Raw genomic sequence first — 22,593 nt, 5'->3', positions numbered from 1 at the left:
GCCCCGTTTCCAGTCTTCCAGCGTTGTTTCGAGAAGAGGTCCCGGTCCGACCGGCGAGATCGCGCTTAACCCATTGTTCGACCGCAAAGAAGCTCACTCATGAATCTTCGTAACGTCGCCATCATCGCCCACGTCGACCACGGCAAGACGACCCTGGTCGACAAACTCCTGCAGCAGTCCGGCACGTTCCGCGAGAACCAGAAGGTGACCGATCGCGCCATGGATTCCAACGATCTGGAGCGCGAGCGCGGCATCACCATCCTGGCCAAGGCGGCCTCGGTGCAGTGGAAGGACACCCGCGTCAACATCGTCGACACCCCCGGCCACGCCGATTTCGGCGGTGAGGTCGAGCGCATCCTCAACATGGTGGACGGCGCCCTGGTGCTGGTCGACGCCGCCGAAGGCCCGCTGCCGCAGACCAAATTCGTGGTCTCCAAGGCGCTCAAGGTCGGCCTCAAGCCGATCGTCGTCATCAACAAGGTCGACCGCCCCGACGCGCGCCCGACCGAAGTCATCAACGAGGTGTTCGACCTGTTCGCGGCGCTCGATGCCAGCGAGGAGCAGCTCGATTTCCCGATCCTCTACGGGTCGGCCAAGCAGGGCTGGATGGCGGATAGCCCCGAAGGTCCGCAGGACAAGGGCATGGAGCCGCTGTTCGACCTGATCCTGCGCCACGTCGCTCCGCCGAAGGTCGAGGAAGGTCCGTTCCGCATGATCGGCACCATCCTCGAAGCCAACCCCTATCTCGGCCGCATCATCACCGGCCGCATCTCTTCCGGCACGCTGAAGCCGAACCAGCAGGTCAAGGTGCTGAACGCCGACGGCAAGCTGGTCGAGTCCGGCCGCATCACCAAGATCCTGGCGTTCCGCGGCCTCGAGCGCACCCCGCTCGATGAAGCCGAAGCCGGCGACATCGTCGCGATCGCGGGCCTCACCAAGGGCACCGTCGCCGACACCTTCTGCGACCCGACCGTCGAGGTGCCGCTGCCGGCGCAGCCGATCGATCCGCCGACCGTGTCGATGTCGTTCATCGTCAACAACTCCCCGCTCGCCGGCACCGAAGGCGACAAGGTGACGAGCCGCATGATCCGCGACCGTCTCCTGCGCGAAGCCGAGGGCAACGTCGCGCTGCGCGTCGTCGAATCCGCCGACAAGGACGCGATGGAAGTGTCGGGCCGCGGCGAACTCCAGCTCGCGATCCTGATCGAGACCATGCGCCGCGAGGGCTTCGAGCTCTCGGTGTCGCGTCCGCGCGTCGTCTACCAGAAGGACGAAGCGACCGGCGCCACCATGGAGCCGATCGAGGAGGTCGTGATCGACGTCGACGAGGAGCATTCCGGCGTCGTCGTGCAGAAGATGAGCGAGCGCAAGTCCGAGCTGATCGAGATGAAGCCGTCCGGCGGCAACCGCCAGCGCCTGGTGTTCTACGCGCCGACCCGCGGCCTGATCGGCTACCAGGGCGAATTGCTCACGGACACCCGCGGCACCGCGATCATGAACCGCCTGTTTCACGGCTATGCCCCGTACAAGGGCGAGATCCAGGGCCGCCGCAACGGCGTCTTGATCTCCAACGACCAGGGCGAAGCGGTGGCTTACGCCATGTTCAAGCTGGAAGACCGCGGCCCGATGATGATCGAGCCGGGCTGGAAGGTCTATCGCGGCATGATCGTCGGCGAGCACACCCGCGACAACGATCTCGAGATCAACGTGCTCAAGGGCAAGCAGCTCACCAACATCCGCACCACCTCGAAGGACGAGGCGGTGCGCCTGACCCCGCCGATCCGCATGACGCTGGAAAAGGCGCTCGCCTATATCGAGGACGACGAGCTCGTCGAGGTCACCCCGAAGTCGATCCGCCTGCGCAAGAAGCACCTCGACCCGAACGAGCGCAAGCGCGCGGAAAAGGCCAAGGAAGCGGTGGCGTAAGCGGGCGAATGGGGATTGGCGAGTAGCGAATAGGGCCGTTTGGCCACAGGCCCTAGTTCCGATACTCTATTCGCCATTCGCCACTCACTATTCGCTTTTTCATGTCCCTCCCCTCCTCCGTCGACGTCGCGATCATCGGCGCTGGTGCCGCCGGCCTCGGCGCGGCGCACGCGCTGGCGGGCCGTGGCCTCTCCGTCATCGTGCTGGAGGCACGTGACCGGCTCGGCGGCCGGGCCTGGACGGTGCAGGCCTCACCCGAGGTGACGTTCGACGTCGGCTGCGGCTGGCTGCATTCGGCCGACAAGAACTCTTTCGTGCCGATCGCGCGACAGCTCGGTTTCGAGCTCAACAAGGACCTGCCGCCCTGGCGCGAGCGGGCCTACGGCAATGCCTTTCCGGAAAGCGAGCGCGACGATTTCATGCGCGCAATGGACGCGTTCTATGAGCGTCTGTGGGAAGCGGCGCAAACAGGTAAGGACGAGGCCGCGAGCTCGCATTTGGAGCCCGGTAATCGCTGGAATCCGATGATCGACGCGATCTCGACCTATATCAACGGCTGCGAGCTGAAGGATATGTCGACGCTGGACTGGGACGCCTATGAGGACACCAACTTCAATTGGCGCGTCCGCCGCGGCTATGGCGCGCTGATTGCGGCCTATGGTGCGCCCTGCCCGGTGGCGCTGAATTGCAATGTCGCGCTGATCGATCATTCGGACAAACGCGTCCACATCGAGACGTCGCGGGGCGCGCTGACCGCGGACAAGGCGATCGTCACCGTGCCGACCAATCTCATCGCGGAAGAAGCCATCCGCTTCTCGCCGCCGCTCCCCGCAAAGGTGAACGCAGCGGCGGGCCTGCCGCTCGGCGTCGACGATAAGGTGACGCTGGCCCTCGATGACGCCGAGACCTTTCCGACAGAAGGCAATCTACGCGGCGCCACCATGCGCACGGAGATGGGCACCTATCACATCCGCCCGTTCGGCCAGCCCTGCATCGAGGGCTTTTTCGGCGGCAGCTTTGCCCGCGCGCTGGAAGATGCCGGCGACGGTGCCATCGCCGCCCAAGCCATCAGCGAGATCGCGGGTTTTCTCGGCAACGATATCCGCCGCAAGCTGAAGCCGCTGTATGAATCGCGTTGGGCCCGCGATCCCTTTGCGCGGGGGTCGTATTCGCATGCGCTGCCCGGCCATGCCGGCGACCGTGCCGTGCTGGCTGCGCCGGTGGATGCACGTCTGTTCTTCGCGGGCGAGGCGACGTCGCCGACCTTCTTCACGACCGCGCATGGTGCACGGGACAGCGGCGAGCGGGCGGCGAAGGAAGTGCTGGCGGCTCTGGGCAAGCCTTAGCTGCAAGCTCCGTCATTGCGGGCTACTCGATCACTCGCGCTCGCAAATCCGCATCTGGCACGAAGCAGGCGTCATACTTTCCGAAGATGCGATAGCGGTTGCGCGCGACGAGGCTGTAGACCGCATCCCGCAGCGGCTTCGGCAACACGAATAATGCGCGCACCCAGCGCCAGCCTGGGAGTTGCGACAGCACCGTCAGCACAGCATCCGACTTCATGAACACCTCGCCGCCGTGGACAACCGCGTTGGTGTCGGGATCATCGGGGTCGATGCCGAACGTGCGCGCGAGCCGGGCGCCATAATCCGACTGGATCGGCGTGAACCGAAACTGCCTCGCCGTGTCGCGCTTGGCGACGAAGCGGACCCAGCGTGAGCAGAAGATGCAGACGCCGTCGAACAGAATGACGTCGTCCTCAGGCCATTTGGGCATCAGACTCTCTTTTTGACGCGTTTTCTTCACGCGAACCGGAATCCACTTCGCTCGAAAACGCTATCGGTTATCCAGCATCAGGAGCGCGACGACCATCAAGACGATCGCCGGCCCGGTCTTCACCAGCGCGCCAAGCGGCTCGATCCAGAGGTCGGGCGTCAGGATCGCCGCGCCCAGCATATAGCCGAGCGAAGCGAAAATACCCGCGACCAAGCCGATCGCAGCCGTTCGGCGGAAGGCGATCAAGACACCGATGCTCATGTCCATCAGGCTGGTGCCGATGGTGATGGGATCAACCAGCGCGGGCGGAAAGTTGTGCGCGGTCAAAATGCCGGCGGCGGCACCGTAGGACACGAACAAGGCGATGAAACCGGAGACGACCCAGAACGCGACCAGGCTTGCGAAAATCAGCGCCTTGACCAGGAACAGGCGCGCGAACCATTTGTCCTGGATGCTGGCAGGATGGCGTCCGATCGCCTCAGCCAGATGCTTCGGCGCGATACCCGTCGCGGCGCTCCACGCTGACGGATCGCCAGTCACGCCGCGACGCAGCTCGGCAATGGCGGTCGAGCGCATCGGCGGCGTCCAGCCGAGATAGCAGGCGACATCGCCGAGTTTCACGCCGAGATCGAGCACAAAGCGGGGCATCGCGATGCGCGGCCAGCCGTCTGTGCCGAACGCATGGCGAAACGGCTTGATGACGCCGGCCATGGTGATCGGTTCGGCCTGCATCAGGTCCCAGCTCACCGCCCTCAACGAGGCATCGTCGATGTCGCGCGCGGCGAGCCAGGCGATGGTCGCCGTAATATCCTCGATCGCCACGGGCTGAAATGGCGTTGCCATGTCCTTGGCCGGCAAATCGATCGGAAAGGCTGCAAGCGCGCGGAGCATGGCGCTACCTCCATAGGCTGACGGTGCGACCACGAAGCCGGGCCGCAGGATGGCATGAGGAATGCCGCTAGCCCCGATCAGGCGCTCGGCCTCGCGTTTGGTCGTAGCGAAGGCGGTGCGGTCCGCCTCCGCGGAGCCGGGGATCGAGATGTGCACCAGCCGGATTGCGCGGCCGCTGCCGCCGATCGCCCGAAGCAGTCGCGCGACGAAATCGCGATGCACCGCGCTCGTGTTGCTGCCGGGGCCATCCTGGAGCACGCCGAGACAGTTCACGACGACGTCTACCGCGTGCTCGCTAAGGAGACGCGTCAGCGCGGCCGTGTCGAGGATGAGGATCGGCAGCTCGATGTCCAGCGCGCTCATCCTCTGCGCCGGCGACAGGCTCCGCGCCACGCCGACGACGCGAAAGCCCCGCGTGCGCAGATCGTCGGTGACGAAGCGGCCGATCAGGCCGGAGGCGCCGAGCACCAAAACGGTTCGCTCACTCATCGCTTCTCTCAAAACGGTTTCGCGATCATCAGCCACAGGATGGCCATCGTCGCGCCGAAGCCGGGGAAGCCGAACGCGAACCAGCGGCGGAATAGCACGAAATAGCGCTGTGGGAGCGCACTGCGCTGCGCAGCAGCCTTGCGCGCGAGGTCGCGCATCTCGATCTGCATGAACACGACCGGCACCCAGAACAAGCCGGCAATCGCGTAGAGCGCGAGTGAGGCCAGCAGCCAGCGCTCCGTGATCGAGGTCGCCGACAGCATCATCAGCACGCCGCCGCTGACCGGCTGGAGGATCACGGCCGACAGCGTGAAGATCGCATCCGCGATGACCACGACCGAAGCGGTGCGGGCGATGAACTCCGGGTCCTGCGTGCGATGCGCCATCAGCATGAAGAAGGCGATGCCGGTCCCGGTGCCGAGAATGACGATGGCTCCGAGGACGTGTACAAATTTGACCAGGAAATACAGCGTCATGGCTTCTTGGTCGCCACAGGCTTGGGCGGGTTCAGCGCCCGCGCGAGCTCGCCGCTGGCGGCTTTGACGCCGGCTTCGGTTTCGATCATCCAATGGCCTTCGCTGCCGACGGCCGCCAGCGGGCGAAACTCAGCCTTGCCGCCCGTGCCGCGAAACGCATCGACGAGTTTCTGCGAGAATGCCGGCGCGAAATAGCTGTCATTGGGCGCAACGAGCCAGGTGACGGGAATGCGCGCGGTCTTGCCGAATTCCGCTGCGGCGGCGAGCAGGGTGTGCGGCGCGCAGATTCGGTTCGGTTCATCATTGGCATGGCCGCCGCGTCCCGGTGCAAACACGGTGATGGCGGAGATCACCTTCGGATCGGCACCGGCGAGCGCCAGCGCACCCCATCCGCCGGCGGAATGGCCGATCACGATCGCGCCATCCTTGCGGATGAAATCCTGCTGTTGCAGCTGGACCAGCGCCAGTTTGATTGCGTCGGCCGTTGCGCGGCCCGAGCGCGTGTAGTCGGGCTCGCCGCAGCCGCCCTGATCCTCGAGGTAGCGGCCGCCGGTGGCACCATGGCCTGGCCGCTCCGGCACCAGCACGGCAAAGCCGCGCGCGACGAGATAGCCGGCGAGCGGGCGGTATTCCGGCTGCGGCATTTGCACCCGACGTAGCGTGTTCTGCGTCGAGGCGTGTGCGATCACCGCGAGCCGGAACGGACCTGGGCCCGAGGGGCGAAACAGCAGGGCATGCGCAGCAAGATCGGTATCCGGCGTTGGCACGCGCCATTCCTGCCGACGAAACGGTTCGCCCTCCTCTCCCGATGGACCGAACCTGACCTCTGCGCACAGAGGCGGCGCGGTCAGCAAGGCCAGCAGAGGCAGGAGCGCGATGGTATTGAGGAGCCGCATGAATTGCCGAGGGCGAACAAGAACAGCGACAGGCACACTAGTAGGAACGAATCACAATGAGCGGACTTTCTGCGGTGCCCATTGCCGTTCTTTCGTTGCCGCAAGCAACAGGAGTTTTGCACCGACGGCACGCACGCAGGTGCCCTCGGAGTTGCCGTCCTGTCTTTTTTCGGCACAACTCGGTTGAAATACTGATGCAGAAAGTCCACAGGTTAACCGATAATTAACGATAGGTCTTGCCGCCGGCGCGGCGACTTGGTTTGATCGCGTCCATGAGCACAACCCTGATCGAGGTCCGGCCGGCCAAAGCCGCAGATGCAACTGCGGTGGCGTCGACCCATGACGAAGCCTGGCGTTCGGCCTATCAGGGCATCATTCCCGGCGCCGAGCTGGAGAAGCTGATCAACCGCCGCGGTCCGCAGTGGTGGGACAGCGCGATCCGCAAGGGCAGCCGTGTCAGCGTGCTGGTGTTCGGTGACAAGATCGCCGGCTATGCCAATTACGGCCGCAACCGGGCCCGCAGCCTGCATTTCGACGGCGAGATCTACGAGCTTTATCTGCGGCCCGAGTTTCAGGGCCTCGGCTTCGGCCGCCGCCTGTTTGCCGCCGCCCGCCGCGACCTGATGCAGAGCGGGCTGAAGAGCATGGTGGTGTGGGCGCTCTCGGACAACGATCCCGCTACCGAGTTCTACCGCGCCCTGGGTGGTCGCATGGTGGCGCGCTCGTCGGAGCGTTTCGGACCGAAGGCGCTCGACAAGGTTGCCTTCGCTTGGACCAATTGAGCTGCTGAAACCCTAGCCGGGCAGCGTTCCCATCCGTCGATACCGCAGGCCGCTTGCGCCGGTGATCGCCGGATTCATTATTTCACAAAAACGCGATGGATCAGCGGGCCAAGCCCGCGTATGACAGCGCCAAAATCGCTGCCGGGCGCGATTTATCCTCGGCAACAACGGAGCCTTGAATGCGTATCGATGCGGTCTCGATCGGAAAGAACGTCCCCCACGACGTCAATGTCATCATCGAGGTCCCCGTGGGCGGCGAACCGATCAAGTACGAGATGGACAAGGAGGCCGGCACGCTGGTGGTCGACCGCTTCCTCTACACGCCGATGCGTTACCCCGGCAATTACGGCTTCATCCCGCATACGCTGTCGGATGACGGTGACCCCTGCGACGTGCTGATCATCAACACCCGCGCTATCATCCCCGGCGCCGTCATGAGCGTGCGCCCGGTTGGGGTGCTGTTCATGGAGGACGAAGCCGGCGGCGACGAGAAGATCCTGGCGGTGCCGTCGTCCAAGCTGACGCAGCGCTACGACAAGGTGAAGTCGTATTCCGATTTGCCTGACATCACGCTGCAGCAGATCCAGCACTTCTTCGAGCACTACAAGGATCTCGAAAAGGGCAAGTGGGTGAAGATCCTGCGCTGGGGCGGCCCGGAGGAAGCGCACCAGCTGATCCAAGAAGGCATCGAGCGCGAGAAGAAGAAGAAGGGCTGATCCGCACGGTCATTCCGGGGCGCGTCAGAGCGAACCCGGAATCCAGAGGTCGGGGCGCGAGATTCCGGGTTTGGCTCTGCGAGCCGCCTCGGAATGACGCTCAACTACACCGCCGGCTTCGGCAGGCCGGCGATCGCGCAGGCCGCGCGGAGCGTGTTCACCAACAGGCACGCCACCGTCATCTGGCCGACACCGCCCGGCACCGGCGTGATCGCGCCGGCAACGGCAAGCGCTTCCTGATAGGCGACATCGCCGACGAGGCGCGTCTTGCCGTCCTCCTTCGGGATGCGATTGATGCCCACATCGATCACGGTCGCACCCGGCTTCAGCCAGTCGCCGCGCACCATCTCTGGCCGGCCCACCGCCGCATAGACAAGATCCGCTTTCTTCACGAGGCCAGGCAGGTCGCGCGAGCGCGAATGCGCGATCGTCACCGTGGCGTTCTCGTTCAGCAGCAACTGCACGAGCGGGCGGCCGACCAGGTTGGAGCGGCCGATGACGATGGCGTTCATGCCTTCGAGCGAGGCGTGCACGCTTTTGGTCAGGATGATGCAGCCGAGCGGCGTGCAGGGCGACAGCGCCTCGAAGCCGCCGGCGAGCCGGCCGGCATTGTTCGGATGCAGCCCGTCGACATCCTTGGCGGGGTCGATGGCGTTGATGACGGCCTCGGTGTTCAGCCCCTTCGGCAACGGTAATTGCACGAGAATGCCGTGCACGGCGGGATCCCGGTTGAGCTTTGCGACCAGCGCCAGCAGATCTGCCTGGGAGACGTCGGCCGGCAGCTTGTGCTCGAACGAGGCCATGCCCGCGGCCTGGGTCTGGGTGTGTTTTGAACGGACATAGACTTCGCTGGCGGGGTCGTTGCCGACCAGGACCACTGCAAGGCCTGGCACCAGATTGTGCTCGCGCTTGACGCGGGCGACCTCCTCGGCGACGCGGCCACGGAGTTCCGCCGCAATGACTTTTCCATCGATGATATCAGCGGTCATGTCCGTTCTCTCAATCTGTCGGTTTGGCCGATGTGAGCTGGCGCAGGGTTTCGCCGAGACGCGCCGGATCGCCGTCGACCGCGATCTGCTTCAGCCGCGACGTGGCTCCGGATAGCAGCTTTACATTGCTCTTGGGCACGCCGAGCGATTTCGCCAGCAGCGCCAGCACGGCCTTGTTGGCCTCGCCGCCATCGGCAATGGCGCGCACCCGCACCTTGAGCACGCTGCGGCCATCCGAAAGCTGCTCGATCCCGTCGATGTCGTCGCGGCCGCCGCGCGGCGTCACCCGCAGCGCGATGCTGATTCCTGCGGCCGAGTAGCGCCAAGGGTCCTTAGGGCAAGGCTCCTGACAACAAGGCTCCTTGTTGGCAACCAAGGCGCTCCCGCCCGCTTAGACCACGTTCGGGTAGATGTAGTACAGGATCACCCGCTCGATGAACATGATGATCAGGATCAGGATGATCGGCGAGATGTCGAGACCGCCGAGGCTGGGCAGGAAATTGCGAATCGGCGCCAGCAGAGGCTCGGTGATCCGGTAGAGGAACTCCGCCACCGCCGACACGAACTGGTTACGGGTGTTCACCACGTTGAAGGCGATCAGCCAGGACAGGATCGCGGAGGCGATCAGCAGCCAGACGTAGAGGTCGAGCACGATGATGACGATGTCGAGAACGGCACGCATGGCTTATGAGGCCTCTGGCTTTTGGAAACTCTGGCTCGGTCGGGATTGACGCCCCGTTTGCTAGATATCGGTTCCGTCAGGCCCAAACAAGGGAAGTCGGCACCCTGAGAGCTAAAACCGGGTTACGCCCGTCCTTGACTTGACCTTGGCGGGGACTTAAATGGCGCCCGGTTGTCGGCCGCGTTCACCAGAGCGGCCAGCAAAGGGGCCATAGCTCAGCTGGGAGAGCGCGTCGTTCGCAATGACGAGGTCGGCGGTTCGATCCCGCCTGGCTCCACCACGCTTCGCCCTTCGGGCTACGCGTGGCGCAGCCGCGCGGAGCCCGAAGAGTGAAGCGTGGTGTCCGGCGAAGCCCGCAGGGCGAAGACGGACTGGCTTGGCGAATTCCCCTACCTCCCCGTAAACCTTGGCGGCCGCTTCTCCATGAAGCTCGCCACGCCCTCCCTGAAATCACTCCCGTTCAGCGCCACCATCATCTCCCTGTTGGCCTCGATCGTCGCCTCGGCCAGCGTCTGGAACGGCACCTCGTAGAGCTGGCGCTTGATCACGGCCATCGCGCTCGGCGAGACGAAATCGGCGAGATCGCGCGCGTAAGTATACGTCTCTTCACGCAGCTTCTCCGGCGGACAGAGCCGGTTGACCAGCCCGATCCGCAGTGCCTCCTCGCTCGACACGCGCCGCGCCGAGAGCAGCAGATCCAGCGCATTGGCGTGGCCGACGATGCGCGGCAGCATCCAGCTGATGCCGTGCTCGGCGATCAGGCCGCGCCGCGCGAAGGCGGTGGTGAACACGGTGTTGTCGGCGGCAAAGCGAAGGTCGCAATAGAGTGCATGCACCAGTCCAATGCCTGCCGTCGCGCCGTTCAGCATGGCGATCACAGGCTTCTTGATGGAAGGATAATAGCCGTACCGCGTCTGCCAGTCCGGCCGGCGATTCATGTCGAACGGCGGCAGGTTCGAGGCGCGCCTGACGTCGTTGGGATCGAGGCCCTTCAGCGCATCCATGTCGGCGCCGGCGCAGAAGGCGCGGCCCGCGCCGGTGAGGACGATGACGCGGACATTGTCGTCGGCGCTCGATGCCTCCATCGCGTTGCGCACGTCGCGCTCCATGACCGGCGTCCATGCATTCATGCGATCGGGGCGGTTGAGCGTGATGGTCGCGATCTTATCGCTCACCTCATAGAGAATGTGTTCGTAGGCCATGACGCTCTCCCTTGTTTGCCGGCACGCGTTCGCACGCGCTCGTTAGAAGCGAGCCTAGCATACCCCGGGATGGGAGAAGGACTTGCGCCAAGGACCTGCGCCAAGGACTTGCGCCAAGGACTTGCGCGAAGCCGCGATCACTCGGCGGCTTGCGCCAGCATCGGCCGGCGCTCCAACCAGCCGTCGAGGAAATGATCGAGCCAGGCGCGTTCGGCGACATCGTAGACGGCGCGATCCGCGAAATGATGATGCCGCTGCCGTGCACCGGGCGCGCTGAAGCCGTCGTAACCGCGCGTGGTCCAGCGGCACATCATCGCATAGGTCACATCGGGGTGGAACTGCACGCCGAAAGCATTGCCCGTGCGGAACGCCTGCACCGGGAAATCATCGCCTTCGGCGAGCAAGTCGGCGCCTTCAGGCAGCTCAAAGCCCTCGCGATGCCAGTGATAGACCTGCGCCGGCCAGTGCGGGCAGAGCGCGCGGCCCGAGGCGGTCGGCCTGATCGGGTAGTACCCGATCTGCGTCAGCGCCTGCGCATGCGGCGCGACACGGGCCCCGAGCTGCATCGCCAGCATCTGCGCCCCCAGGCAGATGCCGAGCAACGGGCGCTGCTCGCGGAGCGGAATTTCGATCCAGTCGATCTCACGGCGAATGTAGTCGTCGGAATCATTGGCGCTCATCGGCCCGCCGAAGATCACGGCCCCGGCATGCTGATCGAGCGTCTCGGGCAGGGGATCGCCGAAGCGAGGACGGCGGATGTCGAGGCGGTGGCCGAGCGCGCGCAACGCATTGCCGACGCGGCCGGGTGTCGAGCATTCTTGATGCAGGACGATCAGAACCGGCAGCCGGGTTTCAGCGGCGGCGACGCTCGCCGCCCTCTGTGGGAAGGCGACCACCTCTGCGCCACCAAACCTGTCCGTCCGGAACGACATGGCCTCTGCGAGTGCTATCGGTTCAGACCGCCAGCATAGCTAAGCGATGGTTAACATCGTGTGAGTTTGCGCACACACGCGCACGTCTGGAAGCAAGCTCCGGGCCACTACGGACGCGGGCGGCGGCGTTCAGCATGATCCGGAAAAGTGTGAAGCGGTTTTCCGAAATGATCATGCTCAAACAAAGAGCTAAAGCGCGATGACGATTCATCGCGTTTTAGCGCCGCTGCCGCTGGAACCGGCTAGTGGCCGCCAGGATGAAGCCGCGTGGGAAGAAGCGCAGCGCGAACGGCACAATCTTGTTGCCGAGGCCGGGCAGCACTGCCCGTTTGTTGGCCATCAGAGCGCGATACGCCTCCCGCGCAACCTCGGCAGCTGAGACGTTGAGAAAGGCCGTGTCATGTTGCGAGCCGACGCCGGCGCGGGCCTGGAATTCCGTGGGGACCGGGCCCGGGCAAAGCACGGTGACACGGACGCCGCGGGGAGCGAGCTCCGCCCGCAATGCTTCGGTGAAGGAAATCACATAGGCCTTGGATGCGTAGTACACGGCCATGCCGGGGCCGGGCAGGAAGCCTGCAACCGAGCCGACATTGAGAAGACCGCCCTTGTTCCGGATGAGCTGATCGGCGAAGCGCAGCGACAGATCCGTCAGGGCGCGGACGTTGACATCGACGATACCGAGCTGCGCGACGCGATCGCGCTCGATGGCATCGCCGAATACGCCGAAGCCGGCATTGTTGACGAGATGATCGAGCTCGACGCCTTCGGCGGCAAGTGTCGCGGCGATCCTCTCACCGGCATGCGGGTCCTCGAGATCGCAGGCGATCACGATCGGCTTCTTGCCACCCTTGGCGGCGATCTCGTTCGCGAGCGCTTCGAGCCGATCCACCCGTCTCGCCGTCAATGCGAGGCGATGTCCATTGGCGGCAAACACACGCGCCAGCTCCATCCCGATGCCCGCCGAGGCACCGGTGATCAACGTTACCCGCTCAGTCACGATCGAAGTCTCTTGAGTTGAAGTCTGTGGTCCCGGCAATACCAGAACGAGAGCATAAGCCGTGCGCGCCAGGCAAGCGGCGCTGGCAGCATGGCTGCTTGTGAGAGCGACAGTGGAAGCAGGAAAGACGGGTATTTGCAGTCGAATCCGCAGAAGCGGGGGACCGCCGGGCTTATATTAAAGTTTCGTCATGTGGCTCGCAGGCCAGGCAATCCGCCGGGGACCGGTCCGACGGCGCGATCCTTGACCTGGCCACCGGCACGCTCCGCAATGGCGTGCTTCAGCTCGATCCGGTCACGCTGGGAGATGCCGAGCAGGTCGGACGCGCGCCAGACCACATTGTCCTCGAACTCGCTGACCTCTCCGTCGGCATAGACCAGCTCCCACATCATCTGCACGATCCGCTTGCGACCCGCTTCGTCGAGCGAGCGCATGATGACGCTGGTGAAGTGATAGAGGTCGACGGCCTCGCCTTCGACCTGGGTGGCGTCGGCGATGAGACGGTCAGCGGTGCCGCGGTCGAGCCCGAAATGGCTTTCGATCAGGCTGTGCAGCTTGCGCTGCTCGGCCGCGCTCGGCTGGCCGTCCAGCGAGACCACATGGACCAGCAGCGCGGTCGCGGCCAGCCGGTAATCGCTGTCGCCAAATGCGCGGTCCTGGGCTTGGGGACCGACAATGTCGGCGATGAATTGGCGCAAGCCGTCGAGCATAGGTCCTACCGAGATTGATGACGCCGCAAGGAGCGCGGCCGTTACCAGCATTATATGAGCAAGAAACCCAACCGGCGCAACGTGCGTCAGTTCCGCGCGCGTATTACGTTTCGGCAATCTGTTCACCGTCATTCCGGGGCGATGCCCCAGCATCGAACCCGGAATGACGAATGGTGCCTCACGGTATCTCGTACACCACCATCTTGTCGGCGATGCCACGGAGCGCGGCCTGCTTCTGGATCGGCTTGATGGCGCGCTGCTCGAGCACCTCGGCGACTGCGGGAGCGTCCAGCACCGGGCCGGTGATGTGGATCTCCTGCGCGGTCGACAGGCTCTGCACGCGGGCGGCGATGTTGACGGTCTGGCCGAAATAATCCTGCCGCTCGTTGAGCATGACTGCGAGGCAGGGGCCTTCGTGGATCCCGATCTTGAGAATGAGGTCGTTGGCGCCGCGCTGCTTGTTCAATTCGACCATCGCGGCGCGCATGCGCAGTCCCGCGGTGATGGCGTGCTCGGGCCTGACGAAGGTCGCCATCACGGCATCGCCGATCGTCTTCACGACCGCACCCTTCTCGGCGGCGATGATCTCCAGCAGCGCGCGAAAATGCGCCCGCACGAGATCGAAGGCATTGAGGTCGCCGACCCGCTCATACAGCGCCGTCGAACCCTTCAGGTCGGTGAACAGGAACGTCAGGGACGTGATCTTCAGTCGCTGGTCGACATTGAGGTTGTCGGCCTTGAAGACGTCGCGGAACGTCTGGTTGGACAGCATGCGCTTGGCGGTCAGGATCGGCTTGCGCTTGCCGATCATCTCGTGCAACGCGTGGTCGGCAATCCAGACCGAGGGCAATACGCGACTGTCCGATTGGTTCTCGAGCATGAGACGCAACGGTCCGGGGCGCATCACGGTGGTCCCCGTCGGCGCCTCCAGCTTGTTGAACATGATCGACAGCTGCTGACGCTCGCTGGTCGGCTCACCCTGAACGTCCAGGAAATGGGCGGAATGGGTGACCGGCTCGAACACGATGATGAACTGGCTCGGCAGATTGAGTGAGAGGATCGCCTTCTCGCCGGCGGGCAATTCGAGGGCTTCGAGCGTTACCTGGTTGATCAGGCGGGAAAAGGATTCGTCGTTGATGTCGACGCCTGAGCTCCAGAACATCTGCCGCACATACTCCCAGATCGGCAACGTGTCGGGATCATGAGCACCGATGCGGCGGACCCGCGGGCTGACGGTGAAGGCCACTTCGACCATCTCGTCGACGGAGGCCTCGTATCCGGCGGCGCAGAGCGCGCAATTGTAGTCGTCGTGCTTCAACGACTTCAGTGTGGCGTGGGCGCCCAGCACACCTCCGCAGCCGGGACACAGCACGTTCCAGCTCATGTCGAACAGGCCGAGCCGCGAGGCGTGCAGGAAGCCGGAAATGACCTTCTCCTGGTCGAGCCCGGTCCGGTCGGCAAAATCCAGCGCATTGATCCGGTTGAGATCGCGATCATGACCGTTGGCGATCAGCTGCGCGATGGCCTCCACCACAACGGAATCGGCGGTCTGCTTCAGAACGGAGAACTGGGCCTGGATGTCGCTCATGGCGGAACTCTATGTAGGCTGGGTCACGCCAGCGGCCAGACGCGAGCCTGTCACCGACGCGTGATGCGGAACAGGGGTGAATGGTCCGGCTGGGTGGTGACGACGCCGAGCGGAATTACGGGGGTCGCGGGGTCGGCAAGCTCGATTCGGTACGCTCCGATCAGCCGCGCCAGCGCCAGCACGGATTCGGCTTGGGCAAACGGTGCGCCGATGCAGACGCGCGGACCTGCGCCGAATGGCAGGTAGGCAAAACGGTCCGGCGCCTCCTGCGACATGAAGCGCTTTGGAATGAATGCGTTCGGCTGATCCCACAGCTTCTCGTGCCGGTGCAAGAGCCAGGGCGCGATCATGATGATGTCGCCCTTGCCGATCTCGACGCCCGCCGCATTGTCCCTATCGCGCGCGGCACGCGCGACCAGGAAGGCCGGCGGATAGAGCCGCATGGTTTCGTCGATCACCGCGCGGGTGAATTTCTGGCGATCGATGTCGGCCATGCTGTCGAGATGCTCGCCGCGGGTCTCGGACGCCACCTCCTCCTGCGTATCGGGATCGAGCGCGAGCAGGTAGAGCGCCCAGAACAGCGCCGTCGCCGTGGTCTCATGACCGGCGAGGATCATGGTCGCGACCTCGTCGACCAGCTGCTCGTCGGAGAAGCCCTGGCCCGTCTCGGGATCGCGTGCCTCGTCCATGAGATCGAACAAATCGCGCGGCGGCGCACCGTCCTTCTTGCCCGCCTTACGCCGCTCGGCGATCAGCATGGCCACGAACTCGGTCCAGCGCTTGCGGAAACGGGCGCGGGCAAAATCCATCGGGCTCGGCCAGGACACCGGCAGCACCATGTCGAGGAAGTACGGACGCCCCAACCGCGCGGCATATTCCATGATGAAGTTGCGCAGGGTTGCGCCGTGCTGGTCCATGCCGAACGAGAACATCGTGCGACCGGCGATCTCAAGCGTCATGCGCTGCATGATCGCGCGCAGGTCGACCGGCTCACCGGTTTGCGCGTCCAGCTTGGCGATGGTTTCGTCGAGCACGGCCGTCATGTGCGGAACGAGGTTTGCGGTCGCGCGCGGCGTGAAGGCCGGGGCGAGCGTGCGGCGCTGAAACGTCCAGGAATGACCTTCCGCAATCAGAAGGCCGTCGCCGAGAACGGGGCGCAGCATGCGGATGCCGGCCGGCGTGCGCGTGTAGTTCTCGTAATTGCTGAGCAGCACGTGCCGGATCGCGTCCGGCTGGTTCAGGATGAAGCTATTGCGGAAGAAGAAGCGGCCAGAAATGACCTCTTCCTCGTAGGCGCGTTGACCCCAGGTCGCGATCATATTCTGCCTGATGACCGCGAGCCGGCCGAAGAACGACATATCGTCGGGCGCTCGCGGAGGAGCCGGAGGGGTGATGGGCCGACGCACGCTGGCGATATTCATGGCTCTCTCCCGCAAGGTGGGACGCAGGTAAATAGCTAGTAAGTCAGCTCGGCGATGGCAATCCGGTTCTCGGACGCAGCCCAGGCGCGTGCCACAATCCGTTCTTCGCCGAATTGGGCCACGATGTTACGGCCAACCTCGGTGGCGGGAAGCCGCAGGGTGGCTGCCGCATCCGTGGGCACGCCCGGCTTGACGTCGGCCGGCTCCTTGCCGTCGAGCAGCACCACGTCGCGCGGCAGGCCGAAATAGCCGCGCGGGCGCGACATGATCACGACGGCGCCGGCGGCCTTGTCGGCCGGCCCGAGCGGCCGCGCGGGCCGCAGATGCACAACCTCGGACGAGCGCGGGAAGGGCGAGCGGTAGATGTGCGTCGTCGGCGCATCCGGCGAGGTCAGCACGAATTCGAGCGACCAGGCGGGATCGACCTGCGCCGGCCCCCAACGGCCATCTGAGCCTGTTGTCGAGCTGTACAGCGCACCGTCTTTGCGCTCCCCGGTATCAGGATCGACACGGAAGACATCGACGATTGCACCCGCGACCGGACGATTGGTCGGCACGCCGCCGGGCGTACCCGTGACGAGGCCGCTCAATCTCACGCTGGTCTCCGGCACGATCGCGATGCGCGCAGGTTCGCGCCCCGCGATGAACTTGTAAATCTCGCGGAACGCGCGCGGGTGAAACGCCACCTCGCGATGGTCGAGCGCGCCAAGCACCATATTGGTGGCGCCCTTCAGCTCCGGCCCTTGGGCGGTGACATTGGTCGGCGTGCCGGGCTTGCCGATGAATCGGCCGTCGCTCTGCGCAAATTTGTCCATGCCATCGCTGCGCAGCGTGAGGAAGGCAACGCCCGGCGTCACCTCGCTCTCGCCTTCGTTCAAGCTGCGCAGGAACGTGCCGCGGCCGTTGAATTCGTTGTTGGGCTGGTCGTCGGTCGCGAACACACCGTGATTGGGCGTACCGCACAGCACCGCATGGCTGACATCACCGGCGCCGCCGTTCTTGATGACGTTACGGATCGCGTAGCCGCCGCGCGAGCTGCCGACCAGCGCCACGCGGGCTGCGCCGGTGCGGCGCTTCAGCTCGGTGATGGCGGCAGCGAGCTCGAGGCGCTGATCCTCGGTCGAGGAGCGACCCGCCTGCTCGACCTTGTCGTCGTTGCGCGCCAGCGGGTCGGTGAAATTGATCGCCATCATGCGATCGCGCGCGATACCGTTGGACTCCATCCGCCAAAGCGTCGTCATCCAGAGCGCGCCGTAATCGCCATTGCCGTGGACGAACAGAATCGGCGGCAGCTCCGTGGCGGGCGCGGTCTGCGCCAGCGCGCCCGTCCGCAAGCTCGCAAGTGCGAAAGGCACGCTCGCAGCCCCTTGCAAGATCGTCCGTCGCGACAGCTTCATCTGTTCCTCCCCGGCAAACCTAGCTCTTTGCACTGCTTATACCGGCCTAAGCACTGGACAGCGAACGACTTTCGCGGGCATCACTGAATTGGCCGGAATCACCACGACCACTTCTGCCATCCGACATGGAAGGGGATATGACCGAGCAGCCGAACCGCCCGAAAATGGCCGCCGACGGCATCACAGCGCCCCTGCGGTACACCGTGTTCCGGCGGATCTGGCTCGCCAGCCTGCTCTCCAATCTCGGCCTCCTGATCCAGGGCGTGGGTGCGGCCTGGGCGATGACGCAGATGGCGGCCTCGGCAGACAAGGTGGCCCTGGTGCAGACCGCGCTCATGCTGCCGATCATGCTGATCTCGATGCCGGCCGGCGCCATCGCCGACATGTATGACCGCCGCATCGTCAGTGTGATTTCGCTGTCGATCGCGCTGATCGGCGCGAGCGTGCTCACCGTGCTGGCCGGCTTCAACCTGATCACCCCGGAATTGCTGCTCGCCTTCTGCTTCATCGTCGGCAGCGGCAATGCGCTGTTCGGTCCGGCCTGGCAGTCCTCGGTCAGCGAACAAGTGCCGCCCGAGGCATTGGCGTCCGCGGTGGCGCTGAACGGCATCAGCTACAACATCGCGCGCAGCTTCGGTCCGGCGGTCGGCGGCGTCATCGTCGCTGCGCTCGGTGCGGTGGCCGCATTCGCCTGCAATGCGATCCTCTATCTGCCGCTGCTGGTGGTGCTGCTGCTCTGGCGCCGCAACACCGAGGTGTCGCGCCTGCCGCGGGAAAAGCTCAACCGCGCCATGGTCTCGGGCGTGCGCTACATCACCAATTCGCCGCCGATCAAGATCGTGCTGTTGCGCACGCTGGTGATGGGCCTGATCGGCGGCGCGGTGATGGCGCTGATGCCGCTGGTCGCGCGCGACCTCCTGCATGGCGGCGCGCAGATGTATGGCATCATGCTCGGCGCCTTCGGCATGGGCGCGGTGATCGGCGCGCTCAACATCCACGAATTGCGCAAGCGCATGAGCGGCGAGGCCGCGATCCGCGCCTGCACCATCACGATGGCCTTCACCATGGCCGCCCTCGCTTTGAGCACGGAGCCGGTGCTGACGGCGGCCGCGCTGGTGCTGGGCGGCGCAGTCTGGATGGCGGCGATCGCGCTGTTCAATATCGGCGTGCAGCTCTCGGCCCCGCGCTGGGTCGCCGGTCGCTCGCTCGCAGCCTTCCAGGCCGCGATCGCCGGGGGCATCGCGATCGGCGCCTGGGGCTGGGGCCATCTCACCGACTATGCCGGCGTCGAGATCGCATTGCTGACCTCGGCCGGCCTGATGCTGATCTCGCCGCTGCTCGGCATCTGGCTCACGATGCCGCGTGTCGGCGCCCGCAACGAGGATGCGGACATGCTGGCCGATCCCGAGGTGAGGCTGTCGCTGACAGGGCGCAGCGGCCCGCTCGTGGTCGAGATCGAATATCGGGTTGCGCAAGAGAATGCGCGCGCGTTCCACAACGTGATGCAGGACGTGCAGCTCTCGCGCCAGCGCAACGGTGCCTATGGCTGGTCGATCGCGCGCGACATCGCCGACCCCGAGCTGTGGACCGAGCGCTATCACTGCCCGACCTGGCTCGACTATTTGCGTCAGCGCAACCGTGCGACCCAGTCCGAACGCGCGCTGCATCAGCAGGCGATCGATTTCCACATCGGTCCCGAGCCGGTGCGAATCCGCCGCATGCTGGAGCGCCCCTTCGGTTCGGTGCGCTGGAAGGACGACACGCCGGACCGCGCCAACAGCGAGGTGCTGCCGGTGGTCGCGACCGCGGCGGGAAGCAGTACGTAGGCCTCTCGTCATTCCGGGGCGCGCCGTAAGGTGCGAACCCGGAATCCATTTATCGCAGGAGTTGGTCGCGCGATGGATTCCGGGTTCGCGCTTCGCGCGCCCCGGAATGACGATCACTGCCCGTGCTGGGTCAGCACCTTGTCGCAGGCCTTGCTCAGCTTGGTGCGGTTCTGCTTCAGGCAGGCCAGCACGGCACCGTCGCCATTGTCCATTACGGGACGGCAGAAGCGCGTGACGTCGCGCGCGCAGGCATCATGGCCGGGCTGCTGTTGCGCGGAGGCGCTCGATGCGCACAGGAGCAAGGAAATAACGAAAAGCAGTCTGGTCATCGCGCAATTGCCTCTTACCCGGAAAGACGTGCGGGCGAAGCTAGTGCGACGATCCCGCACCTGCAACGGCTTTGTTGACTAGCTGCAGCGCGCCGCCGCCATCACCCCGGCTTCATGCCAGGGGACATGGCGAGGGGAGCTGCCGGCGCAACCGCCGGCGTCTTGGTTACTGTGTGTCCTGAGCGTCAGCGACCTTGCGCGAGGCGCCCTTGGCGAGGGTCTTGTCCATCACCGCGCGGCATCCGGCGCTGAGGTCCGAGCGATGCTTGATCATGCACGCGGTGATCTTCGGGATATTGGGGATCTCCGCCGAGCAAAGACGGAAGGCATCGCCCGTGCACATCTGCTGCGCCTCGGCCGAGAAGGCGAAGCTCGCGCCCGTCGAAGCGATGGAGACGATCGCGGCAAAGCCCAGGGCCAGGCTGGCGTCGCGGATCTTGCCGGTAAACGACTTGGTCATTTGAAGCTCCCATTGGCGCCGCCACAGCGGGCCCGTTGTCGATGGGAGCTACGATGCTCCGGCAAAACCGTTTCCACTGTGATGACGCTCACGGGAGACCCGTCCTCTGTGATCTCAGTCACTCAGACGCAGCCCACTGAAATTCCTTCGCAACCGCTGTCGTGTTGGTGTCACGTTAACTCTTACTTCGCATTAATGGCTCGTCGCGCGGGAAACTCCGCCGTTTTGGTTGCGTAATTGGAAAGAGTAACGATGCGTAATGCGTTGGGCCTGATGCTGGCCAGTGTAGTTGCGGCGGTCGTGATCGCCGCCGGCGGTTGGTTTTATTATTCCGCGCGCGCCGACCAGGGCGCTCCCAAGACAGTTGCCGCCCGTGCCGCCGACCCATTGCCGGCACAGGCGAAGCTCGCCGCCAAGGACGACGTCGAGACCACCGCGGCCGTCGCGGCCAAGCCGGCCGCAGCAGCTCCAGCACCTGCCCCCGTGCCGGTCATGCCGATGCAGCCGAAGCAGGCCTGCGCCAATCCGAACGCGCTGGGCGTGTCCCGCGTCGTCGAGATCGACACGACGGGCGGCCCCGGCTTCGGCTTCGAGCATTTCAAGCAGTTCGACTTCCTGACCGAGAAGGAGGTCGTGCTGACCTTCGACGACGGTCCGTGGCCGGTCAACACGCCCACGGTGCTGAAGGCGCTCGCGGACGAATGCACCAAGGGCCTGTTCTTCTCGGTCGGCAAGCACGCGACCTACCATCCGGAGATCCTGAAGCAGGTGCTGGCCCAGGGCCACACGGTGGGCACGCACACCTGGTCGCATGTCAATCTGAACAGCAAGAAGTTGACCGAGCAGCAGGTCAAGGACGAGGTTGAGAAGGGCTTCAGCGCAGTGAAATTCGCGCTCGGCACCAACCCGGCGCCGTTCTTCCGCTTTCCGCAGCTTCAGCACAATCCCGCGATGGTGAGCTATTTCGGCACCCGCAACGTCGCGATGTTCTCGACCGAAATCGACTCCTTCGACTTCAGGAAGGGCGCGACGCCGGAGAAGATCGTCGAGACCGTGATGACGAGGCTGGACAAGCTCGGCAAGGGCATCATCCTGATGCACGACTTCCAGAAGAACACGGGCCTCGCCCTGCCGACGCTGCTCGCGCGGCTGAAGGCCGGCGGTTACAGGGTCGTGCAGATGAAGGCCAAGACGAGCCTCCAGACGCTGCCGGAATATGACGAGGCGCTGATGAAGGACATGAAGGTGCCGACCGCAGGCACGAACTCCCGTCCGATCGCGAGCGTCGTGCAAACGATCTCGCAATAAGCGCCAAATCCAAAACTCTTGCGTCATGGCCGGGCTTGTCCCGGCCATCCACGTTTTAGGATCAGGCGCGACGACGTGGATGCCCGGGTCAAGCCCGGGCATGACGGCGAGATCAGGGTACAGGTCGGCGCCTCACCAATAGATGCCGTGGCGATGCAGCTCGCTGATGATGCGGCGCTCGGTCCAGCTGCGCTTGGGCTTCGGCTTGTCCGCCTTTGCCGTGGTCTTGGCGGCGGGCTTGGGCGTCGTGACCGGCGCGGAGGCCGTCGCCGGTGTGGTGACGGTCGGAGTGGTCGCCACTGTCGGCGCGGAGAGCGACACCGCCGGCGGACGATCATGATATTTCTGAACCTCGGTGGCCGGCGCGGCTTCGCTCACCTGCGCCGTCACGGTGCTCGCCGATGTCGTGGTTTGCGGAGTGGAGGTCTGTTCGCCTGCCGCCGCCAGCGACAGACCGCGGGAGCCGCCTGCCTGGGCGGAGGCCGAAGCCAGCAGCATGGCGGCAATCAGAATGATCTTGCGCATGTGAAGTCTCCCCGTGTTGGCGTGACAGGACGTTAGGGGAGCCATGTCTGCGATTATGTGATCGCGATCACGCAGCCGAGCGAGCCCTGATGCAGGCTGATGCCTGGTCATCGGAGCGCTTGGGGTCGGATGAACCGGGGCGCTGGTGCCGCAAGAGGGATTCGAACCCCCGACCCCGTCATTACGAATGACGTGCTCTACCGACTGAGCTATTGCGGCGAACCTGCCGGGACCAAAGCAATGCCGGCCCCGATACGCGCGCCCCTGATATCGGG

At 64.9% G+C, this 22,593-nt stretch carries 23 protein-coding genes and 2 tRNA genes; 7 read left to right on the top strand and 18 right to left on the bottom strand.

Annotated features, from left to right (window positions below):
* The first annotated feature begins 99 nt into the window (after positions 1–99).
* Both typA and I6F33_RS22795 read left to right on the top strand, forming a co-directional pair.
* The gene (gene typA / locus I6F33_RS22800) at positions 100–1,926 is read left to right on the top strand and encodes a translational GTPase TypA (RefSeq protein WP_036002847.1); all 1,827 of its coding nucleotides are present in this window, start codon (positions 100–102) and stop codon (positions 1,924–1,926) included.
* A gap of 101 nt (positions 1,927–2,027) precedes the next feature.
* On the top strand, positions 2,028–3,272 hold the full coding sequence (locus tag I6F33_RS22795; protein WP_109142007.1) for an NAD(P)/FAD-dependent oxidoreductase: 1,245 nt from the start codon (positions 2,028–2,030) through the stop codon (positions 3,270–3,272).
* 22 nt (positions 3,273–3,294) lie between these two features.
* Here I6F33_RS22795 and I6F33_RS22790 read toward each other — a convergent pair whose 3' ends face one another.
* From I6F33_RS22790 to I6F33_RS22775, 4 genes are read right to left on the bottom strand one after another with little or no spacing between them, the layout of a single operon-like run.
* A complete protein-coding gene (locus I6F33_RS22790) occupies positions 3,295–3,702 on the bottom strand; it encodes a thiol-disulfide oxidoreductase DCC family protein (RefSeq protein WP_036024199.1) in 408 nt (135 codons plus the stop codon).
* Between the two features lie 60 nt (positions 3,703–3,762).
* Positions 3,763–5,082 carry an SDR family oxidoreductase gene (locus I6F33_RS22785; protein WP_225144199.1) on the bottom strand — a complete coding sequence of 440 codons (1,320 nt, stop codon included), beginning with the start codon at positions 5,080–5,082 and terminating at the stop codon, positions 3,763–3,765.
* 8 nt (positions 5,083–5,090) lie between these two features.
* Complete coding sequence (locus I6F33_RS22780; protein ID WP_036002858.1) at positions 5,091–5,558, bottom strand: DUF2269 domain-containing protein; 468 nt, start codon at positions 5,556–5,558, stop codon at positions 5,091–5,093.
* Entirely contained in the window at positions 5,555–6,454 is a 900-nt protein-coding gene (locus I6F33_RS22775; RefSeq protein WP_036002862.1) for a S9 family peptidase, read from the bottom strand. The genes I6F33_RS22780 and I6F33_RS22775 overlap by 4 nt, the downstream gene beginning before the upstream one ends.
* A gap of 272 nt (positions 6,455–6,726) precedes the next feature.
* Between I6F33_RS22775 and I6F33_RS22770 the strand changes: the two genes are divergently transcribed.
* Both I6F33_RS22770 and ppa read left to right on the top strand, forming a co-directional pair.
* Entirely contained in the window at positions 6,727–7,236 is a 510-nt protein-coding gene (locus tag I6F33_RS22770) for a GNAT family N-acetyltransferase (protein WP_024338772.1), read from the top strand.
* A gap of 179 nt (positions 7,237–7,415) precedes the next feature.
* Complete coding sequence (gene ppa / locus I6F33_RS22765) at positions 7,416–7,952, top strand: inorganic diphosphatase (RefSeq protein WP_036002867.1); 537 nt, start codon at positions 7,416–7,418, stop codon at positions 7,950–7,952.
* Between the two features lie 104 nt (positions 7,953–8,056).
* On the opposite strand, the gene folD is transcribed toward ppa, so the two are convergent.
* From folD to I6F33_RS22750, 3 genes are read right to left on the bottom strand one after another with little or no spacing between them, the layout of a single operon-like run.
* Positions 8,057–8,941 carry a bifunctional methylenetetrahydrofolate dehydrogenase/methenyltetrahydrofolate cyclohydrolase FolD gene (gene folD / locus I6F33_RS22760; RefSeq protein WP_036002869.1) on the bottom strand — a complete coding sequence of 295 codons (885 nt, stop codon included), beginning with the start codon at positions 8,939–8,941 and terminating at the stop codon, positions 8,057–8,059.
* A gap of 10 nt (positions 8,942–8,951) precedes the next feature.
* Positions 8,952–9,317: a DUF167 domain-containing protein gene (locus I6F33_RS22755; protein ID WP_051056859.1), complete on the bottom strand. Its 366-nt coding sequence runs from the start codon at positions 9,315–9,317 to the stop codon at positions 8,952–8,954.
* A 15-nt stretch (positions 9,318–9,332) separates the two neighbouring features.
* A complete protein-coding gene (locus I6F33_RS22750) occupies positions 9,333–9,623 on the bottom strand; it encodes a YggT family protein (protein ID WP_036002872.1) in 291 nt (96 codons plus the stop codon).
* Positions 9,624–9,827: 204 nt separating this feature from the next.
* Between I6F33_RS22750 and I6F33_RS22745 the strand changes: the two genes are divergently transcribed.
* A tRNA-Ala gene (locus I6F33_RS22745) sits at positions 9,828–9,903 on the top strand.
* Between the two features lie 109 nt (positions 9,904–10,012).
* Here I6F33_RS22745 and I6F33_RS22740 read toward each other — a convergent pair.
* The 7 genes from I6F33_RS22740 to I6F33_RS22710 all read right to left on the bottom strand — a co-directional run bounded on the left by I6F33_RS22740 (position 10,013) and on the right by I6F33_RS22710 (position 17,870).
* Entirely contained in the window at positions 10,013–10,825 is an 813-nt protein-coding gene (locus I6F33_RS22740) for an enoyl-CoA hydratase (protein WP_036002884.1), read from the bottom strand.
* A gap of 137 nt (positions 10,826–10,962) precedes the next feature.
* Positions 10,963–11,757, bottom strand: coding sequence for a glutamine amidotransferase (locus I6F33_RS22735; RefSeq protein WP_036002886.1), 795 nt, complete (start codon positions 11,755–11,757; stop codon positions 10,963–10,965).
* Between the two features lie 217 nt (positions 11,758–11,974).
* Positions 11,975–12,754, bottom strand: a complete 780-nt coding sequence (locus tag I6F33_RS22730; RefSeq protein WP_036002888.1) for an SDR family oxidoreductase — start codon at positions 12,752–12,754, stop codon at positions 11,975–11,977.
* Positions 12,755–12,942: 188 nt separating this feature from the next.
* Entirely contained in the window at positions 12,943–13,464 is a 522-nt protein-coding gene (locus tag I6F33_RS22725; protein WP_036002890.1) for a TerB family tellurite resistance protein, read from the bottom strand.
* A gap of 178 nt (positions 13,465–13,642) precedes the next feature.
* On the bottom strand, positions 13,643–15,052 hold the full coding sequence (locus I6F33_RS22720) for an adenylate/guanylate cyclase domain-containing protein (protein ID WP_225144198.1): 1,410 nt from the start codon (positions 15,050–15,052) through the stop codon (positions 13,643–13,645).
* 50 nt (positions 15,053–15,102) lie between these two features.
* Positions 15,103–16,473 (bottom strand): cytochrome P450, encoded by a 1,371-nt coding sequence (locus I6F33_RS22715; protein ID WP_036002897.1) that lies wholly within the window; start codon positions 16,471–16,473, stop codon positions 15,103–15,105.
* A 35-nt stretch (positions 16,474–16,508) separates the two neighbouring features.
* The gene (locus I6F33_RS22710) at positions 16,509–17,870 is read right to left on the bottom strand and encodes a hydrolase (RefSeq protein ID WP_036024212.1); all 1,362 of its coding nucleotides are present in this window, start codon (positions 17,868–17,870) and stop codon (positions 16,509–16,511) included.
* 137 nt (positions 17,871–18,007) lie between these two features.
* Here I6F33_RS22710 and I6F33_RS22705 point away from each other — a divergent pair, with 137 nt between their 5' ends.
* A complete protein-coding gene (locus I6F33_RS22705) occupies positions 18,008–19,696 on the top strand; it encodes an MFS transporter (protein ID WP_036002980.1) in 1,689 nt (562 codons plus the stop codon).
* 113 nt (positions 19,697–19,809) lie between these two features.
* Here I6F33_RS22705 and I6F33_RS22700 read toward each other — a convergent pair whose 3' ends face one another.
* On the bottom strand, positions 19,810–20,025 hold the full coding sequence (locus I6F33_RS22700) for a hypothetical protein (protein ID WP_036002903.1): 216 nt from the start codon (positions 20,023–20,025) through the stop codon (positions 19,810–19,812).
* Between the two features lie 166 nt (positions 20,026–20,191).
* The gene (locus tag I6F33_RS22695; protein WP_036002906.1) at positions 20,192–20,485 is read right to left on the bottom strand and encodes a hypothetical protein; all 294 of its coding nucleotides are present in this window, start codon (positions 20,483–20,485) and stop codon (positions 20,192–20,194) included.
* A gap of 252 nt (positions 20,486–20,737) precedes the next feature.
* On the opposite strand from I6F33_RS22695, the gene I6F33_RS22690 reads away from it, so the two are divergent.
* Positions 20,738–21,793 carry a polysaccharide deacetylase family protein gene (locus I6F33_RS22690; RefSeq protein ID WP_225127923.1) on the top strand — a complete coding sequence of 352 codons (1,056 nt, stop codon included), beginning with the start codon at positions 20,738–20,740 and terminating at the stop codon, positions 21,791–21,793.
* A 132-nt stretch (positions 21,794–21,925) separates the two neighbouring features.
* On the opposite strand, the gene I6F33_RS22685 is transcribed toward I6F33_RS22690, so the two are convergent.
* Together I6F33_RS22685 and I6F33_RS22680 are read right to left on the bottom strand one after the other, a co-directional pair.
* Positions 21,926–22,318 carry a hypothetical protein gene (locus tag I6F33_RS22685; protein ID WP_036024216.1) on the bottom strand — a complete coding sequence of 131 codons (393 nt, stop codon included), beginning with the start codon at positions 22,316–22,318 and terminating at the stop codon, positions 21,926–21,928.
* 143 nt (positions 22,319–22,461) lie between these two features.
* Positions 22,462–22,537, bottom strand: a tRNA-Thr gene (locus I6F33_RS22680).
* Positions 22,538–22,593 lie beyond the last annotated feature (56 nt).

Source organism: Bradyrhizobium sp. BRP20 (assembly GCF_020194215.1).
Lineage (GTDB): Bacteria > Pseudomonadota > Alphaproteobacteria > Rhizobiales > Xanthobacteraceae > Bradyrhizobium > Bradyrhizobium yuanmingense.
The sequence above is the reverse complement of the archived record's forward strand: the minus strand, read 5'-3'. Positions and strand labels throughout refer to the sequence as shown.

Bases quoted from the DNA above. Each gene is read 5' to 3' on its own strand.
- typA (WP_036002847.1), top strand. From the start codon at position 100: ATGAATCTTCGTAACGTCGCCATCATCGCCCACGTCGACCACGGCAAG.
- I6F33_RS22795 (WP_109142007.1), top strand. From the start codon at position 2,028: ATGTCCCTCCCCTCCTCCGTCGACGTCGCGATCATCGGCGCTGGTGCC.
- I6F33_RS22790 (WP_036024199.1), bottom strand. From the start codon at position 3,702: ATGCCCAAATGGCCTGAGGACGACGTCATTCTGTTCGACGGCGTCTGC.
- I6F33_RS22785 (WP_225144199.1), bottom strand. From the start codon at position 5,082: ATGAGTGAGCGAACCGTTTTGGTGCTCGGCGCCTCCGGCCTGATCGGC.
- I6F33_RS22780 (WP_036002858.1), bottom strand. From the start codon at position 5,558: ATGACGCTGTATTTCCTGGTCAAATTTGTACACGTCCTCGGAGCCATC.
- I6F33_RS22775 (WP_036002862.1), bottom strand. From the start codon at position 6,454: ATGCGGCTCCTCAATACCATCGCGCTCCTGCCTCTGCTGGCCTTGCTG.
- I6F33_RS22770 (WP_024338772.1), top strand. From the start codon at position 6,727: ATGAGCACAACCCTGATCGAGGTCCGGCCGGCCAAAGCCGCAGATGCA.
- ppa (WP_036002867.1), top strand. From the start codon at position 7,416: ATGCGTATCGATGCGGTCTCGATCGGAAAGAACGTCCCCCACGACGTC.
- folD (WP_036002869.1), bottom strand. From the start codon at position 8,941: ATGACCGCTGATATCATCGATGGAAAAGTCATTGCGGCGGAACTCCGT.
- I6F33_RS22750 (WP_036002872.1), bottom strand. From the start codon at position 9,623: ATGCGTGCCGTTCTCGACATCGTCATCATCGTGCTCGACCTCTACGTC.
- I6F33_RS22740 (WP_036002884.1), bottom strand. From the start codon at position 10,825: ATGGCCTACGAACACATTCTCTATGAGGTGAGCGATAAGATCGCGACC.
- I6F33_RS22735 (WP_036002886.1), bottom strand. From the start codon at position 11,757: ATGTCGTTCCGGACGGACAGGTTTGGTGGCGCAGAGGTGGTCGCCTTC.
- I6F33_RS22725 (WP_036002890.1), bottom strand. From the start codon at position 13,464: ATGCTCGACGGCTTGCGCCAATTCATCGCCGACATTGTCGGTCCCCAA.
- I6F33_RS22720 (WP_225144198.1), bottom strand. From the start codon at position 15,052: ATGAGCGACATCCAGGCCCAGTTCTCCGTTCTGAAGCAGACCGCCGAT.
- I6F33_RS22715 (WP_036002897.1), bottom strand. From the start codon at position 16,473: ATGAATATCGCCAGCGTGCGTCGGCCCATCACCCCTCCGGCTCCTCCG.
- I6F33_RS22710 (WP_036024212.1), bottom strand. From the start codon at position 17,870: ATGAAGCTGTCGCGACGGACGATCTTGCAAGGGGCTGCGAGCGTGCCT.
- I6F33_RS22705 (WP_036002980.1), top strand. From the start codon at position 18,008: ATGACCGAGCAGCCGAACCGCCCGAAAATGGCCGCCGACGGCATCACA.
- I6F33_RS22700 (WP_036002903.1), bottom strand. From the start codon at position 20,025: ATGACCAGACTGCTTTTCGTTATTTCCTTGCTCCTGTGCGCATCGAGC.
- I6F33_RS22695 (WP_036002906.1), bottom strand. From the start codon at position 20,485: ATGACCAAGTCGTTTACCGGCAAGATCCGCGACGCCAGCCTGGCCCTG.
- I6F33_RS22690 (WP_225127923.1), top strand. From the start codon at position 20,738: ATGCGTAATGCGTTGGGCCTGATGCTGGCCAGTGTAGTTGCGGCGGTC.
- I6F33_RS22685 (WP_036024216.1), bottom strand. From the start codon at position 22,318: ATGCGCAAGATCATTCTGATTGCCGCCATGCTGCTGGCTTCGGCCTCC.